The following is a 24093-nucleotide window of genomic DNA, read 5'->3' as shown; positions in this document are numbered from 1 at the left end:
CTCTCCGGCCGAGGAGGCTCTCGCCCTCCGACCGGAGTCGGCGCTCACCCACAGGCCGGAGTCGATCCTCACCCACCAGCCGAAGGCGGCACTCATTCACCCGGCCGAAGTCGGCACGCACCCACCGGCCGGAGGTGGCACACTCACCCACCGGCCGAAGTCGGCACTCACCCATCGGGCGAATTCGGCACTCCTCCGTGGGGCGAGGAGGGCTATCGCCCTCTGGCCGGAGTCGGTTCTCGCCCTCTCACCCTTCGGCCGGGGATGACGACGCTTACCTTCGAGGGCGGCCGGCGTGAGAACACCCGTGGCGACCATGGGCGCTCGCCAGATCGAGCAACGCCGGGTTCGGGTGCGCCGCTGCCGGCGCCGGCCCTTGGAGGCCCCTGCTGCCGGCAGTCGGCCCGGTGCCACCGTGGGGTCGGCGGATCAAGGAAAGAGCCTCCAGGACGCCACCGAGTGCCTTCCCGGCCGTGGCGCGCGGGAGGCTCGCGGCCCGGCGGCTGTTCGCTGGTCTACTCCTACGGCCGCATGGGAAACGGCTGGCGCGCAACGAGCGGCGTCGAATTGAGTATCGCGACCACTTCGGCTCGCGGTAGGTGCGCGCGGACCGGCCCGCGCTGCCGCCCGAGTCAGCGGGAGGCCGAGGCCCGCCGAGCCGCGTTTCACGTGAAACCGAACGATGGCGGCAACGGAAAAGGCCGCGCTCCCCGGGCGGGGAGCGCGGCCTTTTCGCAGGAGGAGAAGCTCAATCCCCGGACTCCTCCTGTGGCACTCCGATGATGCCGACGATCCGCTCCAGGTCGTCCACGGTCGCGAACTCGATCGTGATCTTTCCCTTGCTCCGCCCGATGTCCACCTTCACCCGGGTGTCGAAACGGTCGGACAGCCGATCGGCCAGATCCGTCAGGGCCGGCGCGTGCGGCTTCGGTCGACGCTTCGCGGCCGCGCTCTTCGCCGGGCCGTCGTTCAGCGCCAGGGCCACGATCTCCTCGGTCGCCCGGACGGACAGTCCCTCGGCCACGATCCGCAGCGCCAACTGCTCCTGCGCCTCGGCCTCGTCGAGGCTCAGCAGCGCACGGGCGTGGCCGGCCGACAGGACACCGGCGGCGACCCGGCGTTGCACCTGGGCGGGGAGGTTCAGCAGCCGGATGGTGTTGGAAATCTGCGGCCGGCTCCGGCCGATCCGCCGTGCCAGCTCCTCGTGGGTGGCCCCGAACTCCTCCAGCAGCTGCTGGTACGCGGCCGCCTCTTCGAGCGGGTTGAGATTGGCCCGGTGGATGTTCTCCAGGAGTGCGTCGCGCAGCATGGCGTCATCGCGGGTGTCCCGGACGATGGCGGGAATGCTCTCCCGACCGACCGCCTGAGCGGCCCGCCAACGCCGCTCGCCCATCACCAGCTCGTACTTCTCGTCGTCGAGCTGGCGCACCACGATGGGCTGGAGGAACCCGACCTCCTGGATGGAGGTCTTCAACTCCTCCAGTGCGTCCTCGTCGAAGACCTGGCGGGGCTGCTTCGGGTTCGGCACGATCGCGTCGACCGGGATCTCGGCGAACCGGGCGCCCGGCACCGGGCTGAGCGTAGATTCCGGCGGCGGCGGCGGCGCAGCAGCGGCCACCGTCGGTGCGCCGGCGACAGCCTCCGTGCCCGCGGCCTCGCTCTCCGGCTCGGCCGTCAAGGTGCCGGTGCCCGACACCGGCCCGGTCGGGATGAGCGCCCCCAGGCCCCGACCCAGACCGCCCCGAGGACGGTTCTTCATGCCACGCCTCCCAGCGACTCGTCCGCACTACGCATTCCGGCTCACCGGCTCCATGACGCCCCGCTCGGCGATCTCCTGGGCGGCCTCGAAGTAACTCGTGGCACCCCGCGATCCGGGATCGTAGGTCATCACCGACTGGCCGTAGCTCGGCGCCTCGGAGACCCGGACGTTGCGGGGGATGACCGCCTGGAGGACCTTGTCGCCGAAGTGGTTCCGGACGTCCTGCTCGACCGCGTCCGCCAGCCGGGTACGGCGGTCGTACATGGTCAGCAGGATGGTGGAGACCTCGAGCTTGGGGTTGAGGTGCTGCCGGACCAGGTTGATGTTGTTGATCAGCTGGTTCAGCCCCTCCAGGGCGTAGTACTCGCACTGAATGGGGATCAGCACCTCCTGCGCGGCGACCAACGCGTTGACCGTCAGCAGGCCGAGCGAGGGCGGGCAGTCGATGAAGACGTAGTCGAAGTGCCCCGGGTACGCGGCGATGGCGCGATCGAGGCGCGACTCCCGTGCCACCACGGACACGAGCTCGATCTCCGCACCAGCCAGGTCGATCGTGGCCGGTACGCACCAGAGGTTCGGGATGCCCTCCACCGCCTGCGCCACCTCCGCCAGCGGGACGCTGTTGATCAGGCAGTCGTAGACGTCCGGCACCCCCGTGTGGTGCGGAACGTTGAGCCCGGTCGAGGCGTTGCCCTGCGGGTCGAGGTCCACCACGAGCACCCGGTTGCCGTGCAGGGCGAGCGCCACCGCCAGGTTCACGGTGGTCGTGGTCTTCCCCACGCCGCCCTTCTGGTTCGCGACGCACATGACCCGGGTCCGCTCGGGTCGAGGCATGGTCACCTCGCCGCTGGGATTCAGGATCTGCACGGCGCGCATCGCCTCCATAGCCAAGGGTGGGTCATCCTCTTCGCGCGTCGGGGTTTCACGTGAAACGTACGTGGGATCGGTCATGGCGGTCGCCGGCGACTCGGCCGACGGCGTCGGGGCATCCACGACGGCGTCGCGGACCGCCGCCGGAGTCGGTTGGTGCGGCACCGCCGGCTCGAAGCGGACGCTGGCCGCCGAGTTGCCGCGTCGGGCCGGCGCGGGTCGCACCTCGGCGGCGTTGCCCGGACGGGCCGAGCCGTCCGACGCGCGGCGTGCCGTCGCCGGCTCGGGCGTCTCCGCTCGCGCCGGCTGCCCGGGAGGCGGATCACGTCGGACCATCGGATCACCGCCGGGGGCCGACGGCCCGGACGGACCGCCGGGCGACCAGCTCGGGTAGTCGGTTTCACGTGAAACCGGGTCGCTGGTTGACCCGGTCACGCGTGGATCGTCGTACCTGCCGTCGTCATGCACCTGTCATCCCTGCCCGCTTCGGATGGTCGGTCCGCACCCGGTCAACTGGCCGCACCCGCGCTCGCACCCCGGAGCGTACGGCCCCTCGGGAGCGATCGGAGCCCCGTGTTCGCATCGCCGCCCGCTCCACACTATCGACGCGCGGTCAGCCTACGGCGGACGGGCGCGGCCGGTCCACGTCGGGTTCTCATCCCCTCGTTCCATCCGCACCGGTTCAACGAGGCAACCCACCGGCCGGACGCCGTTACCCCGCCACGAACGGCGGATCGGACGCCCCGGGAGGGGGATTCCGTCAGCGACGGCGGGGCCGCCCACCCCGGGACCGTTTGCTGGCCGCCGGACGGGCCGGACCGACCATCCGCTCGCGCACGATCTCGACCACCGTGGCGGGCGGGTCGATCACCCCAACTCCGCACAGGTGCACGGTCGGCTCGCCGCCGCCGAGCCGGGTGACCACCTCGGCGTGCTCGCTGATCTCCTCGGCGGCAGACGCGCCCTTGAGCGCCACCAGCCGCCCGCCTCGTACGGCCAGCGGCAGGCTCCAGGCTGCGAGTCGGTCCAGCGGGGCGACCGCACGCGCGGTCACCACGTCCCCGCTGATCGGTTCACGCCCGGTCGCTCCACTGGCCGCCTCGTCGGCCCGGCCGCGGAACACCCGGACGGACCGGGTCAGCCCCAGTCGCTCGACCACCTCGATCAGGAATGAGGTTCGTCGGGCCAGCGGCTCGATCAGTGTCACCGTCAGGTCGGGACGGGCGATTGCCAGGACCAGGCCGGGCAGTCCGGCACCGGAGCCGACGTCGAGCACGGTCGCGTCGGTCGGGATCCGTTCCGCGACGGCGGCGCAGTTGAGCAGGTGCCGATCCCAGATGCGGGGCGCCTCACGGGGGCCGATCAGCCCACGGACCACGCCGTCGGTGGCCAGCAGTTCGGCGTACGCCGCGGCCACGTCGAGCCGGTCACCGAACAGGGTGGCCGCGGCCGGGGCCAGATCGGGCGGCAGCGCCGCGTCGGCCGGCGACGGTGGGGACTGGGTCGGATCTTCGGGCCGGACAGCGGACGGCCCGGGCGGCGTGCCGCCCGGGCCGGTCGCGGCGCCAGCCGTGGTGTCGTCGTGGGTCACCCGGTCAGTCCGCCGGCCGGACGATGATGCGCCGGTTCGGCTCGACGCCCTCGGACTCGCTGGCCACTCCGGACATGGCGTTAACCACGTCGTGGACGCACTTGCGCTCGAACGCGGACATCGCCTCCAGCCGGACCGGCTCGCCGTACTCCTTGACCTTCTCCACCGCGTTCTTGGCGACCGCGGCGAGTTCCTTGCGGCGGTTCGCCCGGTAGCCGCCGACGTCGAGCAGCAGGCGGCTCGGCGTCCCGGTCTGGCGGAAGACCGCGAGTCGGGCCAGCTCCTGGAGTGCCTCCAGGGTGGCGCCGCGCTGCCCGACGAGGTTCTGCAGCTGAGCGCCGACCACCTCGACGACCGGACGGCCACCGGCGACCAGCTCGTCGATGTCGCCGTCGTAGTCGAGGATGTCGAGCAGCCCCTCGACGTAGTCGGCCGCGATCTCGCTCTGCCGGAACAGGTCGCCCTCGCTCGCGGGCTTCTTCTCCCGGCCGCCGGCCGCAGCTTCGGTAGCGGTGCCGTCGTCCTCGGTCTCGTCGTCCTCGGTCTCGTCGTCCTCGATGTCGCTGTCGCCGTCCACCGCGAGCTTGACGGTCTCCTCCTCGTCCAGGGACTGGTCAGCGCGGGGGATGCTGGTGTCGGTCACGGTCTCATCTCCGTACTCGCTCGGCCGGACCGTCGGGTCCGCTGGTTTCCCGCGGGCCGGCGGGAGGTCGCCGGTGCCCACGGGCACGTCTGTACGGGCAGTGTCGCCCGTGGCCGCGTCACGCGCGGTGGGTTCCGGCCCGGCGCCGGCCTAACGGCGGCTGCACGGAGTCGGAACGGGCCGTCGTCGGTTGCCCGACGACGGCCCGGGCGAGCTAGCCCTGCCGCTTGGCGGGACGGCTCTTCTTCGGGTTCATCGGCTTCGCACCGGGCTTCGGGGCAGCCACCTTCGGGGCGGTCGCCTTGACCGGCGCCTGCGGGGCGGTCTTGCCGCGGCCGAAGAGGCCGCCCGACTTGGCGGGCTGTACCGGGTTGCGGCTGGCAGCGGTGCTGGCGGCCTTGGTGGCGGTCACCGGCGGCGGGAACTTGCGCAGCACCCACTGCTGCTGCCCGAGAGTGAAGAGGTTGTTGGTGACCCAGTAGATGATCACGCCGATCGGGAAGATCGCACCGGAGATCAGCAGCGACAGCGGGATGCCGTAGAGCATCAGGCGCTGGATCATCCGCTGCTGCGGGTCCTCGGCCCAGCCGGTCTTGAGGATCATCTGACGGCTGGTGAGGTAGGTGGTGGCCATCATCAGCAGCACCAGCACACCGGCAATGATCTTCACGGTGGTGCCGTTGGCGCCGAGGCGGGCCAGCTCGTCGGCGGTGGAGCCGAACTTGCCGGCGATCGGGGCGGTGAAGAGCTTCGCCTGCGAGGCGCTCTCGAACTGGTCGACGGTCCAGCCGTAGAGGGTCTTGCTCTGCTTGGCCGGGTCGAGCCGACGCAGCACGTGGAAGAGGCCGAGGAAGACCGGGATCTGGAGGAACATCGGAAGGCAGCCCATGAGCGGGTTGGCCTTTTCCTTCCGGTAGAGCTCCATCATCTCTTTCTGGAGCGTCTCCCGGTCACCCTTGTGCTTCTCCTGGAGCTCCTTGACCTTGGGCTGGAGCGCCTGCATCGCCCGCTGCGACTTGATCTGCTTGACGAAGACCGGGAAGAGGATCACGCGGACGGTGACCACCAGGAACACGATGGCCAGAATCCAGGCGAAGTTGGTGCCGATCACCGCGTTGACCGGCACCCCGATGGCGTCCCAGGCGGAGTGCCAGGTCAGCAGGATCCACGAAATCGCGTAGTAGATCCAGTCGAGACTCAATTCGGAGCTCCAGTCACATCGGCACGGCGGCGACCGCCCGGCTCCGGTACCGGGTCATGTCCACCAGGGTGGAAGGGGTGGCAGCGCAACAGCCGCCGGACCGCCAGCGCGGCTCCCCGTAGCGCGCCGTGCCGGGCCACCGCCTCCTGGGCGTACGCACTGCACGACGGGTAGAACCGACAGCGGGCCGGCAGTGCCGGACTTATCCACCGACGGTACGCGATGATGGGCGCCGTCAGCACCCTGGCACCGGTCGAGGTCGGGCGCGGGATGCCGGGCCCGGCGCTCATCGGGACCGCCGCCCGCGCGGTGCCCGGGCACCCGCGATCGCGGCCTCCAAGTCGGCGCCGAGACGCGGGTACGACGCCTCGGCCGCTGCCGGCAGGGCCCGGACGACCAGCGTGCTGCCGGCGGGCAGTTCGGGCAACCGCTCCCGGACCAGCGCCCGGAGCCGTCGCTTGACCCGGTTGCGGACGACCGCGTTGCCCACGGCCTTGGACACGACGAAGCCGGCGCGGGCCGGTACGGAGGACTGCTCCGCATCGGTGTCCCGCGCCGGCTCCGGCGAGGTCGATGTCGTGGGGTCCGGGGTCACCGGCACGGTCAGGTGGACCACGACGGCACCCCGTCCGGCCCGTCGGCCACCGCGGACCGCTGCGGCGAAGTCAGTGCTGCGCCGCAGTCGTTGCGCGGCCGTCAGCACGACTGCCCCCGGACCGGACCCGGTCGGCCTCAGGCCGACAGGGTGGTGCGACCCTTGGAGCGACGGCTCGAGAGGATGGCACGGCCGGCACGGGTGCGCATGCGCAGCCGGAAGCCGTGGGTCTTCGCGCGCCGGCGGTTGTTCGGCTGGTAGGTGCGCTTGCTCACGTCAGGCTCTCCGTTTTCGTACGCGCCCCGCGCGACGGGATCGCCGGGGTCGTGTGGTGGTCCAGGCCACCTCGGCGGTGGCCCCCGATCGGTGCTGCCCGGCGGAGCGGAACCTCGGCTAGGCGGGGATGCGACCGCAGGCAGCAAGCACTCATCACCCTAGCAGAGGGCGAGAGAGCAGCCGCTCCAGCCTACGCAGGGGTGCAATGACCGTCAAACACCTCCACCGAGGCGGACAGGAGGACGCGCCCGGACCGAAGGGGCGGTTTTCACTGATGCCGAGAAGGAGTTGCCCGCGTCGCCGGTTGATGGCGCAGGGACAACGCTGTTACCGTGCCCGATTGCGGTGAGCGTCGGAGGGTCCGGTCGCCGCGCGAGGCAAGACCGGACAAGGTAGTGAGTCGTTCGGCACGGTGAACCCGCTTCAGCGCCCGTTCAGGCAGGGGCAGGTCCGACCCGCATCCGGCGGGCGGCCACAATCGGTCGGTACACAGGCTGTGGATAACTTGTGGACGACCACTGGTCGGCCGTCCGGGTGATGTTCCACCCGCGTACGCGGCGGGCCCGGAAAGGCCAGCCGGCAGACAGCCGCGGCCGGGAGCAGAGGCGAGGGGGTGGCACGACGGTGGCCGGTACGACCGACCTTGCCGCGGTGTGGACGGCGACGACCGACGAGCTCGCCGACGAGATCATCTCCGCCCAGCAGCGTGCCTACCTGCGGCTGACCCGGCTGCGGGCGATCGTCGAGGACACCGCGCTGCTCTCCGTCCCGGACGCGTTCACCCGGGACGTGATCGAGTCGCGCCTGCGTCCGGCGATCACCGAGGCGCTCACCCGCCGACTCGGCCGGCCGATCCAGGTGGCGGTCACCGTGCGGGTGGCCGACGACCCCGCCGGCCGCCCCGCGGGAACGGTCTACCGCAGCGCCCCGGAGCCGGGGCCGGTCGACGTCGCGGGTGGGCCGGCTGGGCTGCTCGACGACGACCCCGACGGCTTCGGCCGGCAGCAACCCCGCGAGGCGGTCATTCCCGAGCAGCCGCATCCGCAGCGAGCGCCGGAACCCGGCCCACCCCCGGCACCGGCCGGCCCGCCGCCGGCACCGAGCGTCGAGGACCACCGGCCGGGTCTGATCCCGAGCAGCAGGGACGGGCAGGAGGCGCTGTTCAGCGCCGCGTTCGTGGAACCGCTGCGGGCGCCCCGACCCGGGCCGGACCGGCGCGGCTTCGACGAGCAGGCCGCTCGGCTGGACCCGCCGGGCCCGGACACCCGCCCCTACGAGCCGCGCTACCGCGAGGACGCCGCGTCGCCCCGCGACCAGCACGTGATCCGGGCGCTGCCGCGCGACGGCGGTACGGACAGCGGGCCGGGCCGCGGCGGCGCGGATCACCGCCCGGGGGGCCGCGACGACCGTCGACTGCCCGGTGCGGACGGCGGCGGGAACCGGCTCAACCCGAAGTACATGTTCGAGACGTTCGTCATCGGCTCGTCGAACCGGTTCGCGCACGCCGCGAGCGTCGCGGTGGCCGAGTCGCCGGCGAAGGCGTACAACCCGCTGTTCATCTACGGCAGCTCGGGGCTGGGAAAGACCCACCTGCTGCACGCGATCGGGCACTACGCCACGACGCTCGGCAACGCCCGGTCGGTGCGGTACGTCTCGACCGAGGAGTTCACCAACGACTTCATCAACTCGCTCCGGGACGACAAGACCCAGGCGTTCCAGCGGCGCTACCGCGACGTCGACATCCTGCTGATCGACGACATCCAGTTCCTGGAGAACCGCGAGCGCACCCAGGAGGAGTTCTTCCACACCTTCAACACCCTGCACAACGCCAACAAGCAGATCGTGATCACCTCCGACCGGTCCCCGCGCCAGCTCGCCACGCTGGAGGACCGGATGCGGACGCGGTTCGAGTGGGGGCTGCTGGCCGACATCCAGCCGCCGGACCTGGAAACCCGCATCGCGATCCTGCAGAAGAAGGCGGCGCAGGAGCGGATGTACGCCCCGCCGGACGTGCTGGAGTTCATCGCCTCCCGGGTGTCGAACTCGATCCGGGAACTCGAGGGGGCGCTGATCCGGGTCACGGCGTTCGCGAGCCTGACCCGCTCGACGGTCGAGCTGTCGCTGGCGGAGGAGGTCCTGCGGGACTTCATGCCGGACGGCGGCGGGCCGGAAATCACCGCGGACCAGATCATGGTCTCCACCGCCGACTACTTCGGGGTGAGCCTCGAGGACCTGCGGGGGCACTCCCGGTCCCGGGTGCTGGTCAACGCCCGCCAGGTGGCCATGTACCTCTGCCGGGAGCTGACCGACCTGTCGCTGCCCCGGATCGGGCAGGCGTTCGGCGGTCGCGACCACACCACGGTCATGCACGCCGACCGCAAGATCCGCCAGCAGATGGCGGAGCGGCGCTCGCTCTACAACCAGATCGCCGAGCTGACCAACCGCATCAAGCAGAACACCTGAGGGGTACGCGGCCCACGCCCCCTTCCGAGCACGCCCGACCGGACGACCGGTCGGGCGTTCTTCGTTCCCGGTGAGCCTCCGGCTTGACCCTCGACATGGTGCAGGCCACAGGATCGACGCCGTGTCCGTCCCCAGCGTGGATCGTTGTCCACATCTCGTTGTCCACCGTCGGTGGATAACTACGGTCCGTCCGCCGCCGGTTACCCACAGGCTGTGGAGAAACCCTGGGGACAACGCTGTGGACGGCTGGGGACAACCCGTACGTTGTCCACCGGTGAGGGCGGGCCTGTGCACCGCCTGTTGAAGGTTCTGGGGACAAGCCCAATGATGATCTTCTCGGTCGTCCACAGGGATGGGGAGAAAGTCGGTGGATTACCGGTGGACAACCGGTGGACAACGGTGGACAACCAGCCGCCACGTCCGGGCTGTGGATCGCCGGCCAAGTTAGGCCCCCGGTTCTCCACAGCCAACCCACCGGTGGATAACCTGTCTGACCTGCGCGAACCCGAGTTCTCCACAGTTTGCACAGGTGCGATGAAGACTATGAGTTATCTCTTCTAAGAAAACAAAAACCAATCATCAGCGTTGGGCTTTCTGTGGATCGGGCCGGACGCTGCCGGATCAGCCGTCAGCACCGACACGATCCATGGGGTCGGGCGCACAGCCGATGCCTACGCGCCCTAAGGTGCGATGGGTACCCGCACGGTCGGGCGGGACGGTAGGCAGCGGTCGGCATGAGAGAGTTGTCGCTGACGTCGACGCGGAGGCATTGATGAAGTTCCGAGTAGAGCGCGACGCGCTCGCTGAGGCCGTGGCCTGGACCGCGAAGAGCCTGCCCAACCGGCCATCCGTACCGGTGCTGGCCGGCGTGATGCTCCGCGTCACCGACGGCAACCTGCGGGTCTCCGGGTTCGACTACGAGGTCTCCAGCCAGGTCACCGTCGAGGTGCAGGGCGACGCCGACGGCGCCGCGCTGGTCTCCGGCCGGCTGCTCGCCGAGATCACCAAGGCGCTGCCGGCCAAGCCGGTCGACATCGCCGCGGTCGGCGCCCACCTCGAGCTGGTCTGCGGCAGCGCGCGGTTCACCCTGCCCACCATGCCGGTGGAGGACTACCCCGCGCTGCCCGAGATGCCGCAGAGCGCCGGCACGGTCGACGCCGCCGCGTTCGCCACCGCGGTCGCCCAGGTCGCCATCGCCGCGGGCCGCGACGAGACGCTGCCGATGATGACCGGGGTACGGATCGAGCTCTCCGGCAGCACCCTGTCGATGCTCGCCACCGACCGCTACCGGTTGGCGCTGCGCGAGATCCAGTGGCGCCCGGACGACCCCGACGTGAGCATCAACGCCCTCGTCCCGGCCCGCACCCTCAACGACACCGCCAAGGCCCTCGGTCCGATCGGCGGCGAGGTCACCCTGGCCCTCGCCCAGGGCGCGGCGGGCGAGGGGATGGTCGGTCTCGCCGGCGGCACCCGCCGCACCACCAGCCGGCTGCTCGACGGCGCCAACTACCCACCGGTGCGCTCGCTCTTCCCGGCCACCCACAACGCCGAGGCACGGGTGTCGGTCAGCACCCTGATCGAGGTGGTCAAGCGCGTCGCCCTGGTCGCCGAACGGACCACCCCGGTGCTGCTGAGCTTCAGCGCCGACGGGCTGGTGGTCGAGGCCGGCGGCTCCGAGGAGGCGCGGGCCAGCGAGGCGATGGAGGCCGCCTTCACCGGTGACGCGCTGACCATCGGCTTCAACCCGCAGTACCTCATCGACGGCCTGGCCAACCTGGGCACCCAGACCGCCATGCTCTCGTTCGTCGACGCCTTCAAGCCCGCGGTGATTTCGCCCGCCGGCGAGGATGGCGAGGTCATCCCGGGGTACCGGTACCTCATCATGCCGATCCGCGTGTCCCGCTGATCGCGCCTCAGAAACCCCAGCACGGAGGTAGGAACAGATGCAGCTCGGCCTGGTAGGACTCGGCCGGATGGGCGGCAACATGCGCGAGCGGTTGCGCGCCGCCGGCCACGAGGTGGTCGGCTTCGACCACAACGCGCAGCTGAGCGACGTCGCGACCCTCGGGGATCTGGCGGAGAAGCTCGAGTCGCCGCGTGCGGTCTGGGTGATGGTCCCGGCCGGCGTCACCGACGCGACGATCGACGAGCTCGCCGGCGTGCTCGGCGAGGGCGACATCATCATCGATGGCGGCAACTCGCGGTTCAGCGACGACGCTCCGCGCGCCGAGCGACTGGCCGAGCGCGGCATCGGCTACCTCGACGTCGGCGTCTCCGGCGGCGTCTGGGGCCGGCAGAACGGCTACGCGCTGATGGTCGGCGGCGCCGAGGAGCACGTCGAGCGCCTGATGCCGATCTTCAACGCGCTCAAGCCGGAGGGCGAGTTCGGCTTCGTGCACGCCGGCCCGGTCGGCGCCGGGCACTACGCCAAGATGGTGCACAACGGCATCGAGTACGGCCTGATGCACGCCTACGCCGAGGGCTACGAGCTGCTGGCCGCCTCCGAGCTGGTCACCAACGTGCCGGGCGTGTTCAAGTCCTGGCGCGAGGGCACCGTGGTCCGCTCCTGGCTGCTGGATCTGCTGGACCTGGCCCTCGACGAGGACCCGGAGCTGGCCGAGCTGAGCGGCTACACCGAGGACACCGGCGAGGGCCGGTGGACGGTCGATGAGGCGGTCCGGCTGGCCGTACCGCTGAACGTCATCACCGCCTCGCTGTTCGCCCGCTTCGCGTCGCGGCAGGACGACTCGCCCGCCATGAAGGCCGTCGCCGCGCTGCGCCAGCAGTTCGGCGGTCACGCCGTCCACAAGCGCTGAGCGGTATCCACAGCCTGTGTACGTCCAGCGGCTGGAACTGGTCGACTTCCGTTCGTACGAGCGGGTCGGCGTCGACCTCCAGCCGGGGGCGAACGTCCTGATCGGCGCCAACGGCGTCGGCAAGACGAACCTCGTCGAGGCGCTGGGTTACGTGGCGACCCTGGACTCGCACCGGGTCGCCACGGACGCGCCGCTGGTCCGGATGGGCGCCACCTCGGCGGTGATCCGCTGCGCGGTGGTGCACGAGGGCCGGGAGCTCCTCGTGGGGCTGGAGATCGTGCCCGGTAAGGCCAACCGGGCCCGGCTGGGCCGCTCGCCGGCGCGGCGGGCCCGGGACGTCCTCGGCGCGCTGCGGCTGGTGCTCTTCGCACCGGAGGACCTGGAGCTGGTTCGGGGTGACCCGGCGGAACGCCGCCGCTACCTCGACGACCTGCTGGTCAACCGGCAGCCCCGGTACGCCGGTGTGCGGGCCGACTACGAGCGGGTGGTCAAGCAGCGCAACGCGCTGCTGCGGACGGCGTACCTGGCCCGCAAGACCGGTGGCTCCCGCGGCGGCGACCTGGGCACCCTGGCCGTCTGGGACACCCACCTGGCTCAGCACGGCGCGGAGCTGCTCGCGGGCCGGCTGGAGCTGGTCGCCGCGCTGACCCCGCACGTCGCCAAGGCGTACGACGCGGTGGCCGCCGGGCGCGGTGCGGCGGGCATCGCCTACCGGCCCTCGATCGAGCTGGCCGAGCCGACCACCGATCGGGCCGAGCTGGCCGCGGCGTTGACCGCCGCCCTGGCCGCGTCCCGCACCGCGGAGATCGAACGCGGCACCACCCTGGTCGGCCCGCACCGCGACGAGCTGGCGCTGACCCTGGGCCCGCTGCCCGCCAAGGGATACGCCAGCCACGGCGAGTCCTGGTCGTTCGCGCTCGCGCTGCGGCTGGCCGGGTACGACCTGCTGCGCGCCGACGGCATCGAGCCGGTGCTGGTGCTCGACGACGTCTTCGCGGAGCTGGACACCGGGCGCCGGGAGCGGTTGGCCGAGCTGGTTGGCGGGGCGAGCCAACTGCTGGTCACGTGCGCGGTGGACGACGACGTGCCAGCCGCCCTGCGCGGTTCGCGCTACCAGGTGGGCGAGGGGACGGTGCGTCGTGTCGGATGAACCGCAGCGGCCGAAACGGCCGGCCGGAGACGGTGCGAGCAAGCCCGCAGCCGGTGCCAGCACGGGTGGCGAGGGCGCCGGGCAGGAGGCCGTCGCGGGGCCCGAGCTGGCCCGGGCGGTGCTCGACGCCGCCCTGGCCCGCCGGCAGGCGGCGGCGCGCACCCGGCGTACCTCGGCGGGCGGCGGAAGTGGCGACGGCGCCGGCGGTTCGCAGCGGCGGCTGCGTGGCTACTCCGGCCCGGGGCCTGACCCGCGCGATCCGCAGCCGCTCGGTGCGGTGCTGAACCGGCTGATGAAGGCCCGTGGTTGGCAGCAGCCGGCGGCCGAGGCGACGGTCTTCGGCGCCTGGGAGCGGGTGGTGGGCGCGGAGGTGGCCCAGCACAGCCGTCCGGTCAAGCTGGAGGACGGCGAGCTGACCGTGGAGGCCCGCTCGACCGCCTGGGCCACCCAGCTGCGGCTGCTCGCCGGGTCGCTGCTGCAGCAGATCGGCCGCGAGGTCGGTCACAACGTGGTGCGCAAGCTGCACATCCACGGTCCGGCCGCGCCGTCGTGGTCGAAGGGGCCGCGCCGGGTGCGTGGCCGGGGCCCGCGGGACACCTACGGCTGACGGTCAACGGCCGGCGCGGCGCGCCTCCCGCTCGGCGCGCTTCCGTTCGCGCTGCTCAAGGCTCCACTGCTTGCGCCGCTCCAGGTCCTGCTTCCACCCCTCCCGGGCGTGGGTCGAGCCGCCCTGCACCGCGCCCTGCACCTCGGGAGGGCCTGCCAGGTTGCGGAACGCCCAGGCCATGAGTCGGCCGCCCTCACCGGGGCTTTTGGTGGTCGGCTTCTCGTCACTCATCGCCTCGCCTCTCCCGCACTGGCGGTTGGTGTGCAAAGAATTGGTACACCAATCATTGGTACGCTCGCAACACGCACAGGGAGGTCGACATTGTCCGAACAGCTCGGCGGGGATCCCCTCGCGCTGGAGCAGCAGGTGTGCTTCGCGCTCTCCGTGGCGGCGCGCAGTGTCGTCGCCGTCTACCGTCCGCTGTTGGAGCCGATGGGGCTGACTCATCCGCAGTACCTGGTCATGCTGGCGCTCTGGCAGCACGCGCCGTTGTCCGGCCGCGATCTCAGCCGCCTGTTGCAGCTCGACCCCGGCACGCTTTCGCCGCTGCTCAAGCGGTTGGAGGCCGCCGGCTACCTGCTCCGCGAGCGCGACGCCGCCGACGAGCGGAGCCTCGCGGTCACCCTCACGGCGAGCGGGACGGCCCTGCGCGCCCGCGCCGAGCAGATCCCGGCCGCGATCGTGCGGCGGCTCGGGCTGCCGGTGGAGGACCTGCAGCACCTGCACACCGTGCTGACCCGGGTGATCGCGGCAGCCAACCGGCCCGACGCGGGCCCGGCCCACCTGGCCGGATCGGCCACCGACCGGCCGCCCGGCCTCGACGACGTGCCCGGTCAGGCGTCGGCGTAGACGGCGAAGCCGCGGTCGGCGCAGCGCCGGTAGAAGGCGGCCAGCACGCCCAGCTCGGGGCAGGTGAAGTTCCACTGCGGCGGATCGCCGCTTTCGTCGCGCAGTGCGTCCAGTCGGCTGTCCAGCCAGCGCAACTGCTGCTCGGCGAGCCGGCCGTCGGCCATCAGCGACCGCAGCACCGTGCCCACCGACTCGAAGGTCACCGCCTCGCCGTACGAGCGGTGTCCGGCCACGAACCGCTCGATGCCGCCGGCGATCCAGGCGCAGCCGTCCGGGTCGATCACCGGGTCCTCGTCCTCCGCCGCAGCGTCTGTGGCGTAGAGCACACCCTCCAGGCCGAGCAGCAGGTCGACCAGCTCGGTGTACGCGGTGGCCCGGACCGTGCCGGTCTTCGCGATCAACTCGGCCAGCGCTGCGGTCGGCGCGGAGATCCGCGGCAGGTCGACGATCTCGCCGAAGTCGACGAACTCGGCCGGCGCGACCGGATCGTAGAAGCGGCCGGTCCGCGGCCAGTGCACCGCGACGTTGTCCAGCCCCATCTCGCGTCACCTCTTAAGAGCACGTGTCGGTTAGATCGGGTCGATCGTCCGGTTCCGGCCGACAAAGATCAAGCCCGCCGCCGGGGCGCCGCAAACGTACGGCACTCCCGGCCCGACGGCGACCCCCGACCCGCCCGAGCGCGGGTCGACCCGTCGGGCGGTGCCGCGTCCGAACACAGCCTGGCGTGTGGGGGGAGTCGCGGGCAGCGGGGTTCTGCCGGCTATGGAGTTCTCAGCCGCCCCGCGAGGGTGCCGAGTGGTGGTTCTGTCCCCCGCGCACAGTAGTATTGACAGCGAGACGAAGACCCGGTGCGGAGCGAGAGACGGGGCCCGGTGGGCCCACATCATTCTCCACGTCGGGTCGAGCCGATCGCGATCCGCGGGCAACCGCGGCGACCGGCGCGTTCGACCCGTCGCCCGGAGGTCTCCGGTGCCGGTCCGCGCGCCGACGTCGCGTCCTGTCCGCCGAACCCGCGCCCGAGCGCGCCCACCCGGCGCGCACGGCGCGAGAAAGTGGCCGAGGGTGGCAGCGCAGGAAAAGCAGGAGTACGGCGCAGAGTCGATCACCGTTCTCGAGGGGCTGGAGGCGGTCCGCAAGCGGCCCGGTATGTACATCGGGTCGACCGGCGAGCGCGGTCTGCACCACCTCGTTTGGGAGGTCGTCGACAACGCCGTCGACGAGGCGCTGGCCGGTTACTGCGACACCATCGACGTGGTGCTGCTCGCCGACGGCGGAGTCCGGGTCACCGACAACGGCCGTGGCTTCCCGGTCGACCTGCACCCCAAGCTGAAGAAGCCGGGCGTCGAGGTGGCGCTGACCGTGCTGCACGCCGGCGGCAAGTTCGACGGCAAGGCGTACGCGGTCTCCGGCGGTCTGCACGGCGTCGGCGTTTCCGTGGTCAACGCGCTCTCCACCCGGATGGCCGTCGAGATCCACAAGTCCGGCTTCGTGTGGCGGCAGCAGTACCACAACTCCAAGCCCGGCCCACTGGACAAGGGCGAGACCACCGACCGCACCGGCTCGGCGGTTTCCTTCTGGCCCGACCCCGACGTCTTCGAGACCGTCGACTTCGACTTCCAGACCATTTACCGGCGTCTGCAGGAGATGGCCTTCCTCAACCGTGCCCTGCGCATCCACCTGCTCGACGAGCGGGTGGCCGAGGAGGAGGACGGCCGGCAGCGCGAGGTGACCTTCCTCTACGAGGGCGGCATCGCCGACTTCGTCCGGCACCTCAACGCCTCCAAGAACCCGATCCACAAAACGGTGGTCGAGTTCGGGGCCGAGGAGGAGGGCATGTCGGTCGAGATCGCCATGCAGTGGAACGAGTCGTACGGCGAGTCGGTCTACACCTTCGCCAACACGATCAACACGCACGAGGGCGGCACCCACGAGGAGGGCTTCCGGTCCGCGCTGACCAGCGTGGTCAACCGGTACGGCACCGACAAGAAGCTGCTCAAGGGCGACGAGAAGCTCTCCGGCGAGGACATCCGGGAAGGGCTCGCGGCGATCATCTCGGTCAAGCTGGCCAACCCGCAGTTCGAGGGTCAGACCAAGACCAAGCTGGGCAACACCCCGGTCAAGAGCTTCGTGCAGCGGGTCTGCAACGAGTGGCTGGTCGACTGGTTCGACCGCAACCCGGCCGAGGCCAAGATGATCATTCAGAAGGCCTCCCAGGCGGCCCGGGCCCGCATCGCCGCGCAGCAGGCGCGCAAGCTGGCCCGCCGCAAGTCGCTGCTGGAGTCCGGCTCGATGCCGGGCAAGCTGGCCGACTGCCAGTCGACCGACCCGCGCGAGTCCGAGGTGTTCATCGTCGAGGGTGACTCGGCCGGTGGCTCCGCGAAGCAGGGCCGCGACCCGCGGACCCAGGCGATCCTGCCGATCCGCGGCAAGATCCTCAACGTGGAGAAGGCCCGGATCGACCGGGTCCTGAAGAACAACGAGGTCCAGGCGCTGATCACCGCGCTGGGCACCGGCATCCACGACGACTTCGACATGGAGAAGCTGCGGTACCACAAGGTGGTGCTGATGGCCGACGCCGACGTCGACGGCCAGCACATCCAGACGTTGCTGCTCACCCTGCTGTTCCGCTTCATGCGTCCGCTGGTGGAGCTGGGCCACGTCTACCTGGCCGCCCCGCCGCTCTACAAGATCAAGTGGAACAAGAAGGGCGACGACGCGCAGTACGCGTACTCCGACCGCGAGCGGGACGGGCTGATCGCACTGCGCCAGCAGAAGAAGCCGAACGCCAAGCCGGACGACATCCAGCGCTTCAAGGGCCTCGGCGAGATGAACTATCCCGAGCTGTGGGAAACCACGATGAACCCGGCGACGCGTACGCTGCGTCAGGTCACGCTCGACGACGCGGCCACGGCCGACGAGTTGTTCAGCGTGCTGATGGGTGAGGACGTCGAGGCGCGCCGGTCGTTCATCCAGCGCAACGCCAAGGACGTCCGGTTCCTGGATATCTGACGGATCGCGGCGGGTCGGCCGGTCAACCACCGGTCGGCCCGCCGATCCACAGAGTTATCCACAGCTTGGCCGGTATCCACAGCCGTTATCCACAGCACGAAAACGACTCTGAGTCTGATAAGGGTATACAGTGACCGATTCCCCCGAGTCCACACCGAATGAGCCTGAGGTCCCCGCCGAGGCCATCGCCGCCGTGGTGGCGCACGACCGGATCGAGCCGGTCGGGCTCGAGGTGGAGATGCAGCGCTCCTACCTCGACTACGCGATGAGCGTCATCGTGGGGCGGGCGCTGCCGGATGTCCGGGACGGGCTCAAGCCGGTCCACCGCAAGATCCTCTACGCCATGTTCGACTCCGGCTACCGGCCGGACCGCGGTTACGTGAAGTGCTCCCGAGTTGTCGGCGACGTGATGGGTCAGTTCCACCCGCACGGAGACTCGGCGATCTACGACGCGCTGGTCCGGATGGCGCAGCCGTGGTCGCTGCGCTACCCGCTGGTCGACGGCAACGGCAACTTCGGCTCTCCGGGCAACGACCCGGCCGCCGCCATGCGATACACCGAGTGCAAGCTCGACCCGCTGGCGATGGAGATGCTGCGGGACATCGACGAGGACACCGTCGACCTGCAGGACAACTACGACGGCCGGGCCAAGGAGCCCACCATCCTGCCGTCGCGGATCCCGAACCTGCTGGTGAACGGCTCCGAGGGCATCGCGGTCGGCATGGCCACCAAGATCCCGCCGCACAACCTGCGCGAGATCGGCGCGGCGGTGCAGTGGTGCCTGGAGCACCCGGAGGAGAACGAGGAGACCACCCTCGAAGCCCTGCTCGGCATCGTCAAGGGGCCCGACTTCCCGACCCACGGTCTGATCGTCGGCACCACGGCGATCCAGGACGCCTACCGGACCGGGCGCGGTTCGATCCGCATGCGGGCCGTGGTCGAGGTCGAGGAGGACAAGCGCGGCCGTCCGTGCCTGGTCGTCAGCGAGCTGCCCTACCAGGTCAACCCGGACAACCTGGCCGAGCGGATCGCCGAGCTGATCAAGGAGGGCAAGCTCGCCGGCATCGCCGACATCCGCGACGAGTCCTCCGGCCGTACCGGCATGCGGATCGTGCTCGTGCTCAAGCGCGACGCGGTCGCCAAGGTGGTGCTGAACAACCTCTACAAGCACACCCAGCTCCAGGAGACCTTCGGCGCCAACATGCTGGCGCTGGTCGACGGGGTGCCGCGCACGCTCAACCTGGCCCAGTTCATCCGCTACTACGTCGAGCACCAGATCGACGTGATCCGGCGGCGGACCGCGTTCCGGCTGCGCAAGGCCGAGGAGCGGGCGCACATCCTGCGCGGTCTGGCCAAGGCGCTCGACGCGCTGGACGAGGTGATCGCCCTGATCCGGCGCTCGCCCACCGTCGACGACGCCCGCCAGGGCCTGATCCGGCTGCTGGAGATCGACGAGATCCAGGCCACCGCGATCCTGGACATGCAGCTGCGCCGCCTGGCCGCCTTGGAGCGGCAGCGGATCGTCGACGACCTCACCAAGCTCGAGATCGAGATCGCCGACCTCAAGGACATCCTCGCCAAGCCGGAGCGGCAGCGGCGGATCGTCTCCGAGGAGCTCGGCGAGATCGTCGCCAAGTGGGGCGACGACCGGCGGACGCAGATCATCCCGTTCGACGGCGAGGTCTCCATGGAGGACCTCATCGCCCGCGAGGACGTGGTCGTCACGATCACCCGCACCGGGTACGCCAAGCGGACCAAGGTCGATCTGTACCGCTCCCAGCGGCGCGGCGGCAAGGGCGTCAGCGGCGCCACGCTGCGGCAGGACGACATCGTCAGCCACTTCTTCGTATGCTCCACTCACGACTGGATCCTGTTCTTCACGAACAAGGGCCGTGTGTACCGGGCCAAGGCATACGAGTTGCCGGAGGCCAGTAGGGTAGCCAAGGGCCAGCACGTGGCCAATCTGCTCGCCTTCCTACCGGACGAGCAGATCGCGCAGATCATTGAAATCCCGAACTACCAGGTGGCTCCCTATCTGGTACTGGCCACGAAGAACGGCCTGGTGAAGAAGACGCGGCTCGAGGAGTTCGACTCCAACCGTTCCGGCGGAATCATCGCGATCAACCTGCGCGATGAGGACGAGCTGGTCGGTGCTGCGCTGGTGGGGCCGGAGGACGACCTGCTGCTGGTCTCCAAGAAGGCGCAGGCGATCCGGTTCAACGCCTCGGACGAGGCGCTGCGGCCGATGGGTCGGGCCACCTCCGGCGTGATCGGCATGCGCTTCACCGACGACGACGTCCTGCTGGCCATGGAGGTCGTTCGGGAAGGTCTGGACGTTCTGGTCGCCACGAACGGGGGATACGCGAAACGTACCCCGATCGAGGAATACCCGGTCCAGGGCCGGGGAGGTAAGGGCGTGCTGACTGCGAAGATCACCGAGCGACGCGGTGGTCTGGTCGGCGCGGTGGTGATCGACCCGGACGACGAGTTGTTCGCGATCACCAGCAACGGTGGTGTCATCCGGACTCCGGTGAAGCCTGTACGCCGTACGCGTGACCGGAACACAATGGGGGTCAAGCTGATGGACCTCCCGGACGGCGTGACTATCGTGGCGATTGCTCGCAATGCCGACGAGCCTGACGAACAGGACTAGTTGAATGACGGAGACACAGGCGAAGTCGGGGAACACGGGGACCTCGGCCAACCCGGTCGACGAGGAGGCCGCCAAGGGCGGCACACCAGCGACCGGCCGCGCGGCCGTGGGCCGGGCAACCGTCCCCGCCGACGCGCCTGCCCCGAAATTCACCCGGGCTCCCGGCATGACACCCCCGCCGGACAAACCCGGCGAGGACGGTGAGTCGGAAGACAAGACCGAGACGTCCGGCATCGAGGCGCCGGCGGCCGCTGGCGCGTCCCCTGCGCCGCCGCCCGCCGCGCGTCCCACCACCACACAGCCGATCAACGTCCGGGCGAACCAGGCGCCGGCGACCGGTACGACCGGCACCCAGCCGCGGATCGTGCCCGGTGCGCCGCAGCCGGACGGTGGACGCCAGAACGCCGGTCGTCCGGCCAACGGTGGGGGCCTGCCGCCGGGCATCGGCGGTACGGCCGCCGTCGGGGCCGCGCGGGTCGGGGACGCCGTACGCGCCGCGCGATCCTCGGTCAGCTCGGCCGCGTCGCGCGGGCCGCGTCGGGCACGGCTGAACCTGAAGCGGATCGACCCGTGGTCGGTGATGAAGTTCGCATTCGCCGTCTCGGTGGTGCTCTTCATCGTCGTGGTGGTCGCCACCTCGGTGCTCTACCTGGCGTTGGACGCGATGGGCGTCTTCCAGAGCGTCAACGACAGCTTGACCGACCTGGTCAACGCTGGCGCGGGGCAGAGCAGCAGCGGCTTCCAGATCACGGCCAAGGGCGTGATCCTCAGCTCGGCGCTGATCGGCTTGGTCAACGTGGTGCTGTTCACCGCGCTGGCCACGCTGGGAGCGTTCGTCTACAACGTCTGCGCGGACCTAGTGGGCGGCATCGAGCTGACCCTCGCCGAGCGGGACTGAACGACCCGGGACGCCGGGGCACCGTGGTTGAGCGGTCGCCCCGGCGTTTCGTACTCGGGTAGGTTGTGGGGGCGACGACGGCCCGGCTCGCCGGCCGGACCCCGATTTGGGGCCGGGAGAGCGGATGGGTTAACCTTGCTCGTCGCAATGCGGGGCTATAGCTCAGTCGGTTAGAGCGCAGAGCTGATAACTCTGAGGTCGCTGGTTCGATTCCAGCTAGCCCCACCGCATGTCGTCCGACGGTAGTCGAGCGCGAGGGGTCGCCCCAATGTTCAAGAAGCTGCTGATTCTGGCCGGCGTCGTCGGCGTGGCCGCCGTCGTGTTCAACAAGGTCAAGGCCTCCAACGACGAGCGCGCCCTGTGGCACGAGGCGACCACCGCGCCCGACCTGCGCTGACGTCCGACCGGGCGGCGGGCATTCCGCGCCGGTCACCCACGGGGCCCTAGCTCAACTGGCAGAGCACTGCCTTTGCAAGGCAGGGGTTAGGGGTTCAAGTCCCCTGGGCTCCACCAATACTGCCTCTGACCTGCGGCGGGACACGCCGCAAGATCGTCGGGACCACATCGGGACCACGTTACCGATGGTCCCGGCGGCCGAGGGCGGCCCGCAGCACGTCACCCACGACACCGCGCCGACGCTCTCGGCGTGGCCAGAAGTGGACGTAGGTCTCCAGGGTGATTTGCAGCGTGCTGTGCCGAAGAGCCCGCTGAACTTCCTTCGGGTCCACGTGGTTGGTGATCAGCGTCGTGGCGAAGAAGTGCCGCAGGGCGTGGAAGCCGCCGTGCTCCTTGGGCCAGCCAGCCTTGTCCCGCCACTTGACCCACTCGGTCGACCAGGTGCGGTCAGTGAACGGGTTCTTGTGGGTGGTGGTGAAAAGCAGCGGGACGCGACGGCGCACCGGATTACCCGAGGTCACGTCGACTACGTCGACCTCGGTCGGTGGGTACTCCTGCACGTGGCGGCGCAGCGCGGAAGCGACCATCGGGTCCAGGTCCACGGTGCCGACCGAGCCACCCTTGGGGGTGCTCAGGTAGAAGCCGCCCTGGTACTCCTGCGGCGCGTACCGCAACTGCTGGACGATGTGCAGCTCGCCGTGTTCCGCGTCCAAGCAGCGCGGCCCATCCTCGAAACCGAGCGCCTCACTGATCCGCAGACCCGCGCCCGCCCCGAGCCACAGCAGCCCGTGATAGCGGTCGGGCACGGCATCGAACAGGCGGAGCACATCACTTTCATCCGGCACCCATTTCGGCGCGCGGCTGAGCCCGCGGAACACCTGCGACAGCTTGATCCCATCACACGGATTGTTCGGGATCACCTTGTCCGTGACCCGCCGCACCCATGATCGCGTCGAATAGCTCGAAGTACAGACGCAGACTGGACTGAGGCACACCCGCGCCTAGACGCTGGGCCAGCCACAGCAACACATCGGTCTGAGTAATCGAGCGGACGAGCCTGTTGCCGAACTCCGGGACCAAGTGCCGCCGCACGTTCGACTCAATGCGCCGCCGAGTCTCCAACGCCCATCCGATATTCCGGGCCAGACGCCAACGTTCCACGTACACGGCGAAGGTGACGTTCCGCTCGCCCTGGTCCAGCTTCACCTCAGGGGCAAGGCCGGTACGGGCAGCAAGGTCGAAGTCCTCGGCATCCTTCTTGCGCTGGAACACCTTGTCCCGCGTCTCACCAGCGGCATCGACGTACCGGACCCGCCACCGCTTGCCCCGGCCATGCTTCCCAGACTTAACCCTCTCACCGTCCGGACCAGGAGTGCTCAGGTACCACAGATCGTGGACCGCCACGTCAGCCCTCCCGTTCCGTGACCCACGCCCGGACCGCAGCCGGGTCGTAGCGCAGGTGACGCCCGACACGCGAAGCACGCGGCCCAGTGCGGCGGTGACGCCACTGATAGAGCGTGCCGACCGGGACACCAAGGAACGCCGACACGTCCTGAACAGTCCACAGCGGCTCGATCGTCGGCGCGGTCATCGATCCTCCAAAGGGGTCGCAGTTGCCGAAACGTCGGGCGGGTCGGCGGCGCGTCTGGCGGCGTCGAGCTGGGTGCGCCATTGGATCCGTTCGGATATCGCCCGCAGGACTCGGTGGCCGAGGGGCGGCACGTCGGGATCAGTCGGCTTGGCGAGTTCCCAGGCGTGCCGGAAGGCGTCGGAGCCGGCCGGGGCGGTGTCGGCGTCGGTGGTAACACCGAGCAGCGCCTTAACCCATTCGCGGCGGTCGGCCCGATGGTCGGCGAGGGTCTTGCCGGACCACTGGCGGGAGATGAGGACGCGTCGGCCGCCGATGCCGAGGGTTTCCCGCTTGTGAACCTTGTTCTTGCAGCTGCCCGGCTTCAACCCAGGCCGGGCCTTCTTCGGCTGGATGCCGTAGAGCAGCCAGTTGGCGCACCGCTCCGAGCACGGCGTGTGCCGTAGTTCCTGCCAGAGCCGTTCGAGGTGCGCTCGCTGCCGGCCGGTGGCGACCTCGTGGCAGTCGGCGGCCTGCTTGGTCAGGTACTTGGTGATGTAGCCGACGCACCGGTCGGCGTCCTGTACTGACCGAGCCGCTCGACAAGATCCGTGCCGGGCTACTCACGCCCGAGTCCGTTACCGTTCGCATCCTGCTCCCGGACACGGGAGAGCCCATGGCCCTGCCATGCCTGGCTGAGACGCAGGCCGACGATCCCGGCGTGCGCGAGCGCGCCGAGCGGATCACCCG

23 protein-coding genes, 2 tRNA genes and 2 pseudogenes are annotated in these 24093 nt (G+C 70.3%); 13 read left to right on the top strand and 14 right to left on the bottom strand.

Annotated elements, in window-relative coordinates; translation table 11 throughout:
* Window positions 1–748: 748 nt before the first annotated feature.
* The 8 genes and pseudogenes from ACFOW4_RS11225 to rpmH all read right to left on the bottom strand — a co-directional run.
* Window positions 749–1585 (bottom strand): annotated as a pseudogene (locus tag ACFOW4_RS11225) (ParB/RepB/Spo0J family partition protein); the annotation flags it as partial.
* 201 nt (window positions 1586–1786) lie between these two features.
* Window positions 1787–3097 (bottom strand): AAA family ATPase, encoded by a 1311-nt coding sequence (locus ACFOW4_RS11220; protein WP_377526867.1) that lies wholly within the window; start codon window positions 3095–3097, stop codon window positions 1787–1789.
* Window positions 3098–3389: 292 nt separating this feature from the next.
* Entirely contained in the window at window positions 3390–4088 is a 699-nt protein-coding gene (gene rsmG, locus ACFOW4_RS11215; RefSeq protein ID WP_377527077.1) for a 16S rRNA (guanine(527)-N(7))-methyltransferase RsmG, read from the bottom strand.
* 136 nt (window positions 4089–4224) lie between these two features.
* Window positions 4225–4863: a protein jag gene (locus tag ACFOW4_RS11210; protein WP_377526865.1), complete on the bottom strand. Its 639-nt coding sequence runs from the start codon at window positions 4861–4863 to the stop codon at window positions 4225–4227.
* Window positions 4864–5077: 214 nt separating this feature from the next.
* Complete coding sequence (gene yidC, locus ACFOW4_RS11205; protein ID WP_377526864.1) at window positions 5078–6064, bottom strand: membrane protein insertase YidC; 987 nt, start codon at window positions 6062–6064, stop codon at window positions 5078–5080.
* On the bottom strand, window positions 6061–6354 hold the full coding sequence (gene yidD, locus ACFOW4_RS11200) for a membrane protein insertion efficiency factor YidD (protein WP_377526862.1): 294 nt from the start codon (window positions 6352–6354) through the stop codon (window positions 6061–6063). The genes yidC and yidD overlap by 4 nt, the downstream gene beginning before the upstream one ends.
* Window positions 6351–6767, bottom strand: coding sequence for a ribonuclease P protein component (gene rnpA / locus ACFOW4_RS11195; protein ID WP_377526861.1), 417 nt, complete (start codon window positions 6765–6767; stop codon window positions 6351–6353). The genes yidD and rnpA overlap by 4 nt, the downstream gene beginning before the upstream one ends.
* A 29-nt stretch (window positions 6768–6796) precedes the next feature.
* Window positions 6797–6934, bottom strand: coding sequence for a 50S ribosomal protein L34 (rpmH, locus tag ACFOW4_RS11190; protein WP_377526858.1), 138 nt, complete (start codon window positions 6932–6934; stop codon window positions 6797–6799).
* Between the two features lie 625 nt (window positions 6935–7559).
* Here rpmH and dnaA point away from each other — a divergent pair.
* The 5 genes from dnaA to ACFOW4_RS11165 all read left to right on the top strand — a co-directional run bounded on the left by dnaA (window position 7560) and on the right by ACFOW4_RS11165 (window position 13971).
* Complete coding sequence (gene dnaA, locus ACFOW4_RS11185) at window positions 7560–9398, top strand: chromosomal replication initiator protein DnaA (RefSeq protein ID WP_377526856.1); 1839 nt, start codon at window positions 7560–7562, stop codon at window positions 9396–9398.
* A 772-nt stretch (window positions 9399–10170) separates the two neighbouring features.
* Complete coding sequence (gene dnaN, locus ACFOW4_RS11180; protein ID WP_377526853.1) at window positions 10171–11304, top strand: DNA polymerase III subunit beta; 1134 nt, start codon at window positions 10171–10173, stop codon at window positions 11302–11304.
* A gap of 37 nt (window positions 11305–11341) precedes the next feature.
* Complete coding sequence (gene gnd / locus ACFOW4_RS11175) at window positions 11342–12214, top strand: phosphogluconate dehydrogenase (NAD(+)-dependent, decarboxylating) (protein ID WP_377526851.1); 873 nt, start codon at window positions 11342–11344, stop codon at window positions 12212–12214.
* A gap of 16 nt (window positions 12215–12230) precedes the next feature.
* A complete protein-coding gene (gene recF, locus ACFOW4_RS11170) occupies window positions 12231–13364 on the top strand; it encodes a DNA replication/repair protein RecF (RefSeq protein ID WP_377526848.1) in 1134 nt (377 codons plus the stop codon).
* Window positions 13354–13971 (top strand): DUF721 domain-containing protein, encoded by a 618-nt coding sequence (locus ACFOW4_RS11165; RefSeq protein ID WP_377526847.1) that lies wholly within the window; start codon window positions 13354–13356, stop codon window positions 13969–13971. Before recF ends, ACFOW4_RS11165 begins: the two co-directional genes overlap by 11 nt.
* Before the next feature lie 3 nt (window positions 13972–13974).
* Here ACFOW4_RS11165 and ACFOW4_RS11160 read toward each other — a convergent pair whose 3' ends face one another.
* Window positions 13975–14202 carry a hypothetical protein gene (locus tag ACFOW4_RS11160; RefSeq protein WP_377526844.1) on the bottom strand — a complete coding sequence of 76 codons (228 nt, stop codon included), beginning with the start codon at window positions 14200–14202 and terminating at the stop codon, window positions 13975–13977.
* Window positions 14203–14292: 90 nt separating this feature from the next.
* Here ACFOW4_RS11160 and ACFOW4_RS11155 point away from each other — a divergent pair, with 90 nt between their 5' ends.
* Window positions 14293–14820 (top strand): MarR family winged helix-turn-helix transcriptional regulator, encoded by a 528-nt coding sequence (locus ACFOW4_RS11155; RefSeq protein ID WP_377526842.1) that lies wholly within the window; start codon window positions 14293–14295, stop codon window positions 14818–14820.
* On the opposite strand, the gene ACFOW4_RS11150 is transcribed toward ACFOW4_RS11155, so the two are convergent.
* Window positions 14805–15359 (bottom strand): hypothetical protein, encoded by a 555-nt coding sequence (locus ACFOW4_RS11150; protein ID WP_377526839.1) that lies wholly within the window; start codon window positions 15357–15359, stop codon window positions 14805–14807. The genes ACFOW4_RS11155 and ACFOW4_RS11150 overlap by 16 nt on opposite strands.
* Window positions 15360–15882: 523 nt before the next feature.
* Here ACFOW4_RS11150 and gyrB point away from each other — a divergent pair.
* The 6 genes from gyrB to ACFOW4_RS11120 all read left to right on the top strand — a co-directional run bounded on the left by gyrB (window position 15883) and on the right by ACFOW4_RS11120 (window position 21893).
* Window positions 15883–17829: a DNA topoisomerase (ATP-hydrolyzing) subunit B gene (gene gyrB, locus ACFOW4_RS11145; RefSeq protein ID WP_377526837.1), complete on the top strand. Its 1947-nt coding sequence runs from the start codon at window positions 15883–15885 to the stop codon at window positions 17827–17829.
* Window positions 17830–17959: 130 nt separating this feature from the next.
* Complete coding sequence (gene gyrA, locus ACFOW4_RS11140; RefSeq protein ID WP_377526834.1) at window positions 17960–20482, top strand: DNA gyrase subunit A; 2523 nt, start codon at window positions 17960–17962, stop codon at window positions 20480–20482.
* 4 nt (window positions 20483–20486) lie between these two features.
* Window positions 20487–21380, top strand: coding sequence for a DUF3566 domain-containing protein (locus ACFOW4_RS11135; RefSeq protein ID WP_377526832.1), 894 nt, complete (start codon window positions 20487–20489; stop codon window positions 21378–21380).
* 151 nt (window positions 21381–21531) lie between these two features.
* A tRNA-Ile gene (locus ACFOW4_RS11130) sits at window positions 21532–21605 on the top strand.
* 43 nt (window positions 21606–21648) lie between these two features.
* A complete protein-coding gene (locus tag ACFOW4_RS11125) occupies window positions 21649–21777 on the top strand; it encodes a DLW-39 family protein (RefSeq protein WP_208869723.1) in 129 nt (42 codons plus the stop codon).
* Window positions 21778–21817: 40 nt separating this feature from the next.
* A tRNA-Ala gene (locus tag ACFOW4_RS11120) sits at window positions 21818–21893 on the top strand.
* A gap of 62 nt (window positions 21894–21955) precedes the next feature.
* Here ACFOW4_RS11120 and ACFOW4_RS11115 read toward each other — a convergent pair.
* From ACFOW4_RS11115 to ACFOW4_RS11100, 4 genes are all read right to left on the bottom strand, one after another.
* Window positions 21956–22603 (bottom strand): tyrosine-type recombinase/integrase, encoded by a 648-nt coding sequence (locus ACFOW4_RS11115; protein WP_377526829.1) that lies wholly within the window; start codon window positions 22601–22603, stop codon window positions 21956–21958.
* 70 nt (window positions 22604–22673) lie between these two features.
* Window positions 22674–23048 carry a hypothetical protein gene (locus ACFOW4_RS11110; RefSeq protein WP_377526827.1) on the bottom strand — a complete coding sequence of 125 codons (375 nt, stop codon included), beginning with the start codon at window positions 23046–23048 and terminating at the stop codon, window positions 22674–22676.
* A 133-nt stretch (window positions 23049–23181) separates the two neighbouring features.
* On the bottom strand, window positions 23182–23367 hold the full coding sequence (locus ACFOW4_RS11105; RefSeq protein WP_346125208.1) for a helix-turn-helix domain-containing protein: 186 nt from the start codon (window positions 23365–23367) through the stop codon (window positions 23182–23184).
* Window positions 23364–23888, bottom strand: coding sequence for a replication initiator (locus tag ACFOW4_RS11100; protein ID WP_377527076.1), 525 nt, complete (start codon window positions 23886–23888; stop codon window positions 23364–23366). The genes ACFOW4_RS11105 and ACFOW4_RS11100 overlap by 4 nt, the downstream gene beginning before the upstream one ends.
* Before the next feature lie 32 nt (window positions 23889–23920).
* On the opposite strand from ACFOW4_RS11100, the pseudogene ACFOW4_RS11095 reads away from it, so the two are divergent.
* A pseudogene (locus ACFOW4_RS11095) lies at window positions 23921–24093 on the top strand (GntR family transcriptional regulator); the annotation flags it as partial.

The sequence above is a fragment of the Micromonospora sp. GCM10011542 genome (assembly GCF_042650685.1).
In the GTDB taxonomy this organism is placed as follows: domain Bacteria; phylum Actinomycetota; class Actinomycetes; order Mycobacteriales; family Micromonosporaceae; genus Micromonospora.
Note: the sequence above shows the minus strand (reverse complement) of the source record. Positions and strands in the feature narration are given on the sequence as shown.

Coding starts and splice junctions, on each gene's coding strand:
- yidD (WP_377526862.1), bottom strand. CDS start 6,354: ATGAGCGCCGGGCCCGGCATCCCGCGCCCGACCTCGACCGGTGCCAGG.
- ACFOW4_RS11125 (WP_208869723.1), top strand. CDS start 21,649: ATGTTCAAGAAGCTGCTGATTCTGGCCGGCGTCGTCGGCGTGGCCGCC.
- ACFOW4_RS11160 (WP_377526844.1), bottom strand. CDS start 14,202: ATGAGTGACGAGAAGCCGACCACCAAAAGCCCCGGTGAGGGCGGCCGA.
- ACFOW4_RS11105 (WP_346125208.1), bottom strand. CDS start 23,367: ATGACCGCGCCGACGATCGAGCCGCTGTGGACTGTTCAGGACGTGTCG.
- gnd (WP_377526851.1), top strand. CDS start 11,342: ATGCAGCTCGGCCTGGTAGGACTCGGCCGGATGGGCGGCAACATGCGC.
- ACFOW4_RS11150 (WP_377526839.1), bottom strand. CDS start 15,359: ATGGGGCTGGACAACGTCGCGGTGCACTGGCCGCGGACCGGCCGCTTC.
- dnaN (WP_377526853.1), top strand. CDS start 10,171: ATGAAGTTCCGAGTAGAGCGCGACGCGCTCGCTGAGGCCGTGGCCTGG.
- ACFOW4_RS11135 (WP_377526832.1), top strand. CDS start 20,487: ATGACGGAGACACAGGCGAAGTCGGGGAACACGGGGACCTCGGCCAAC.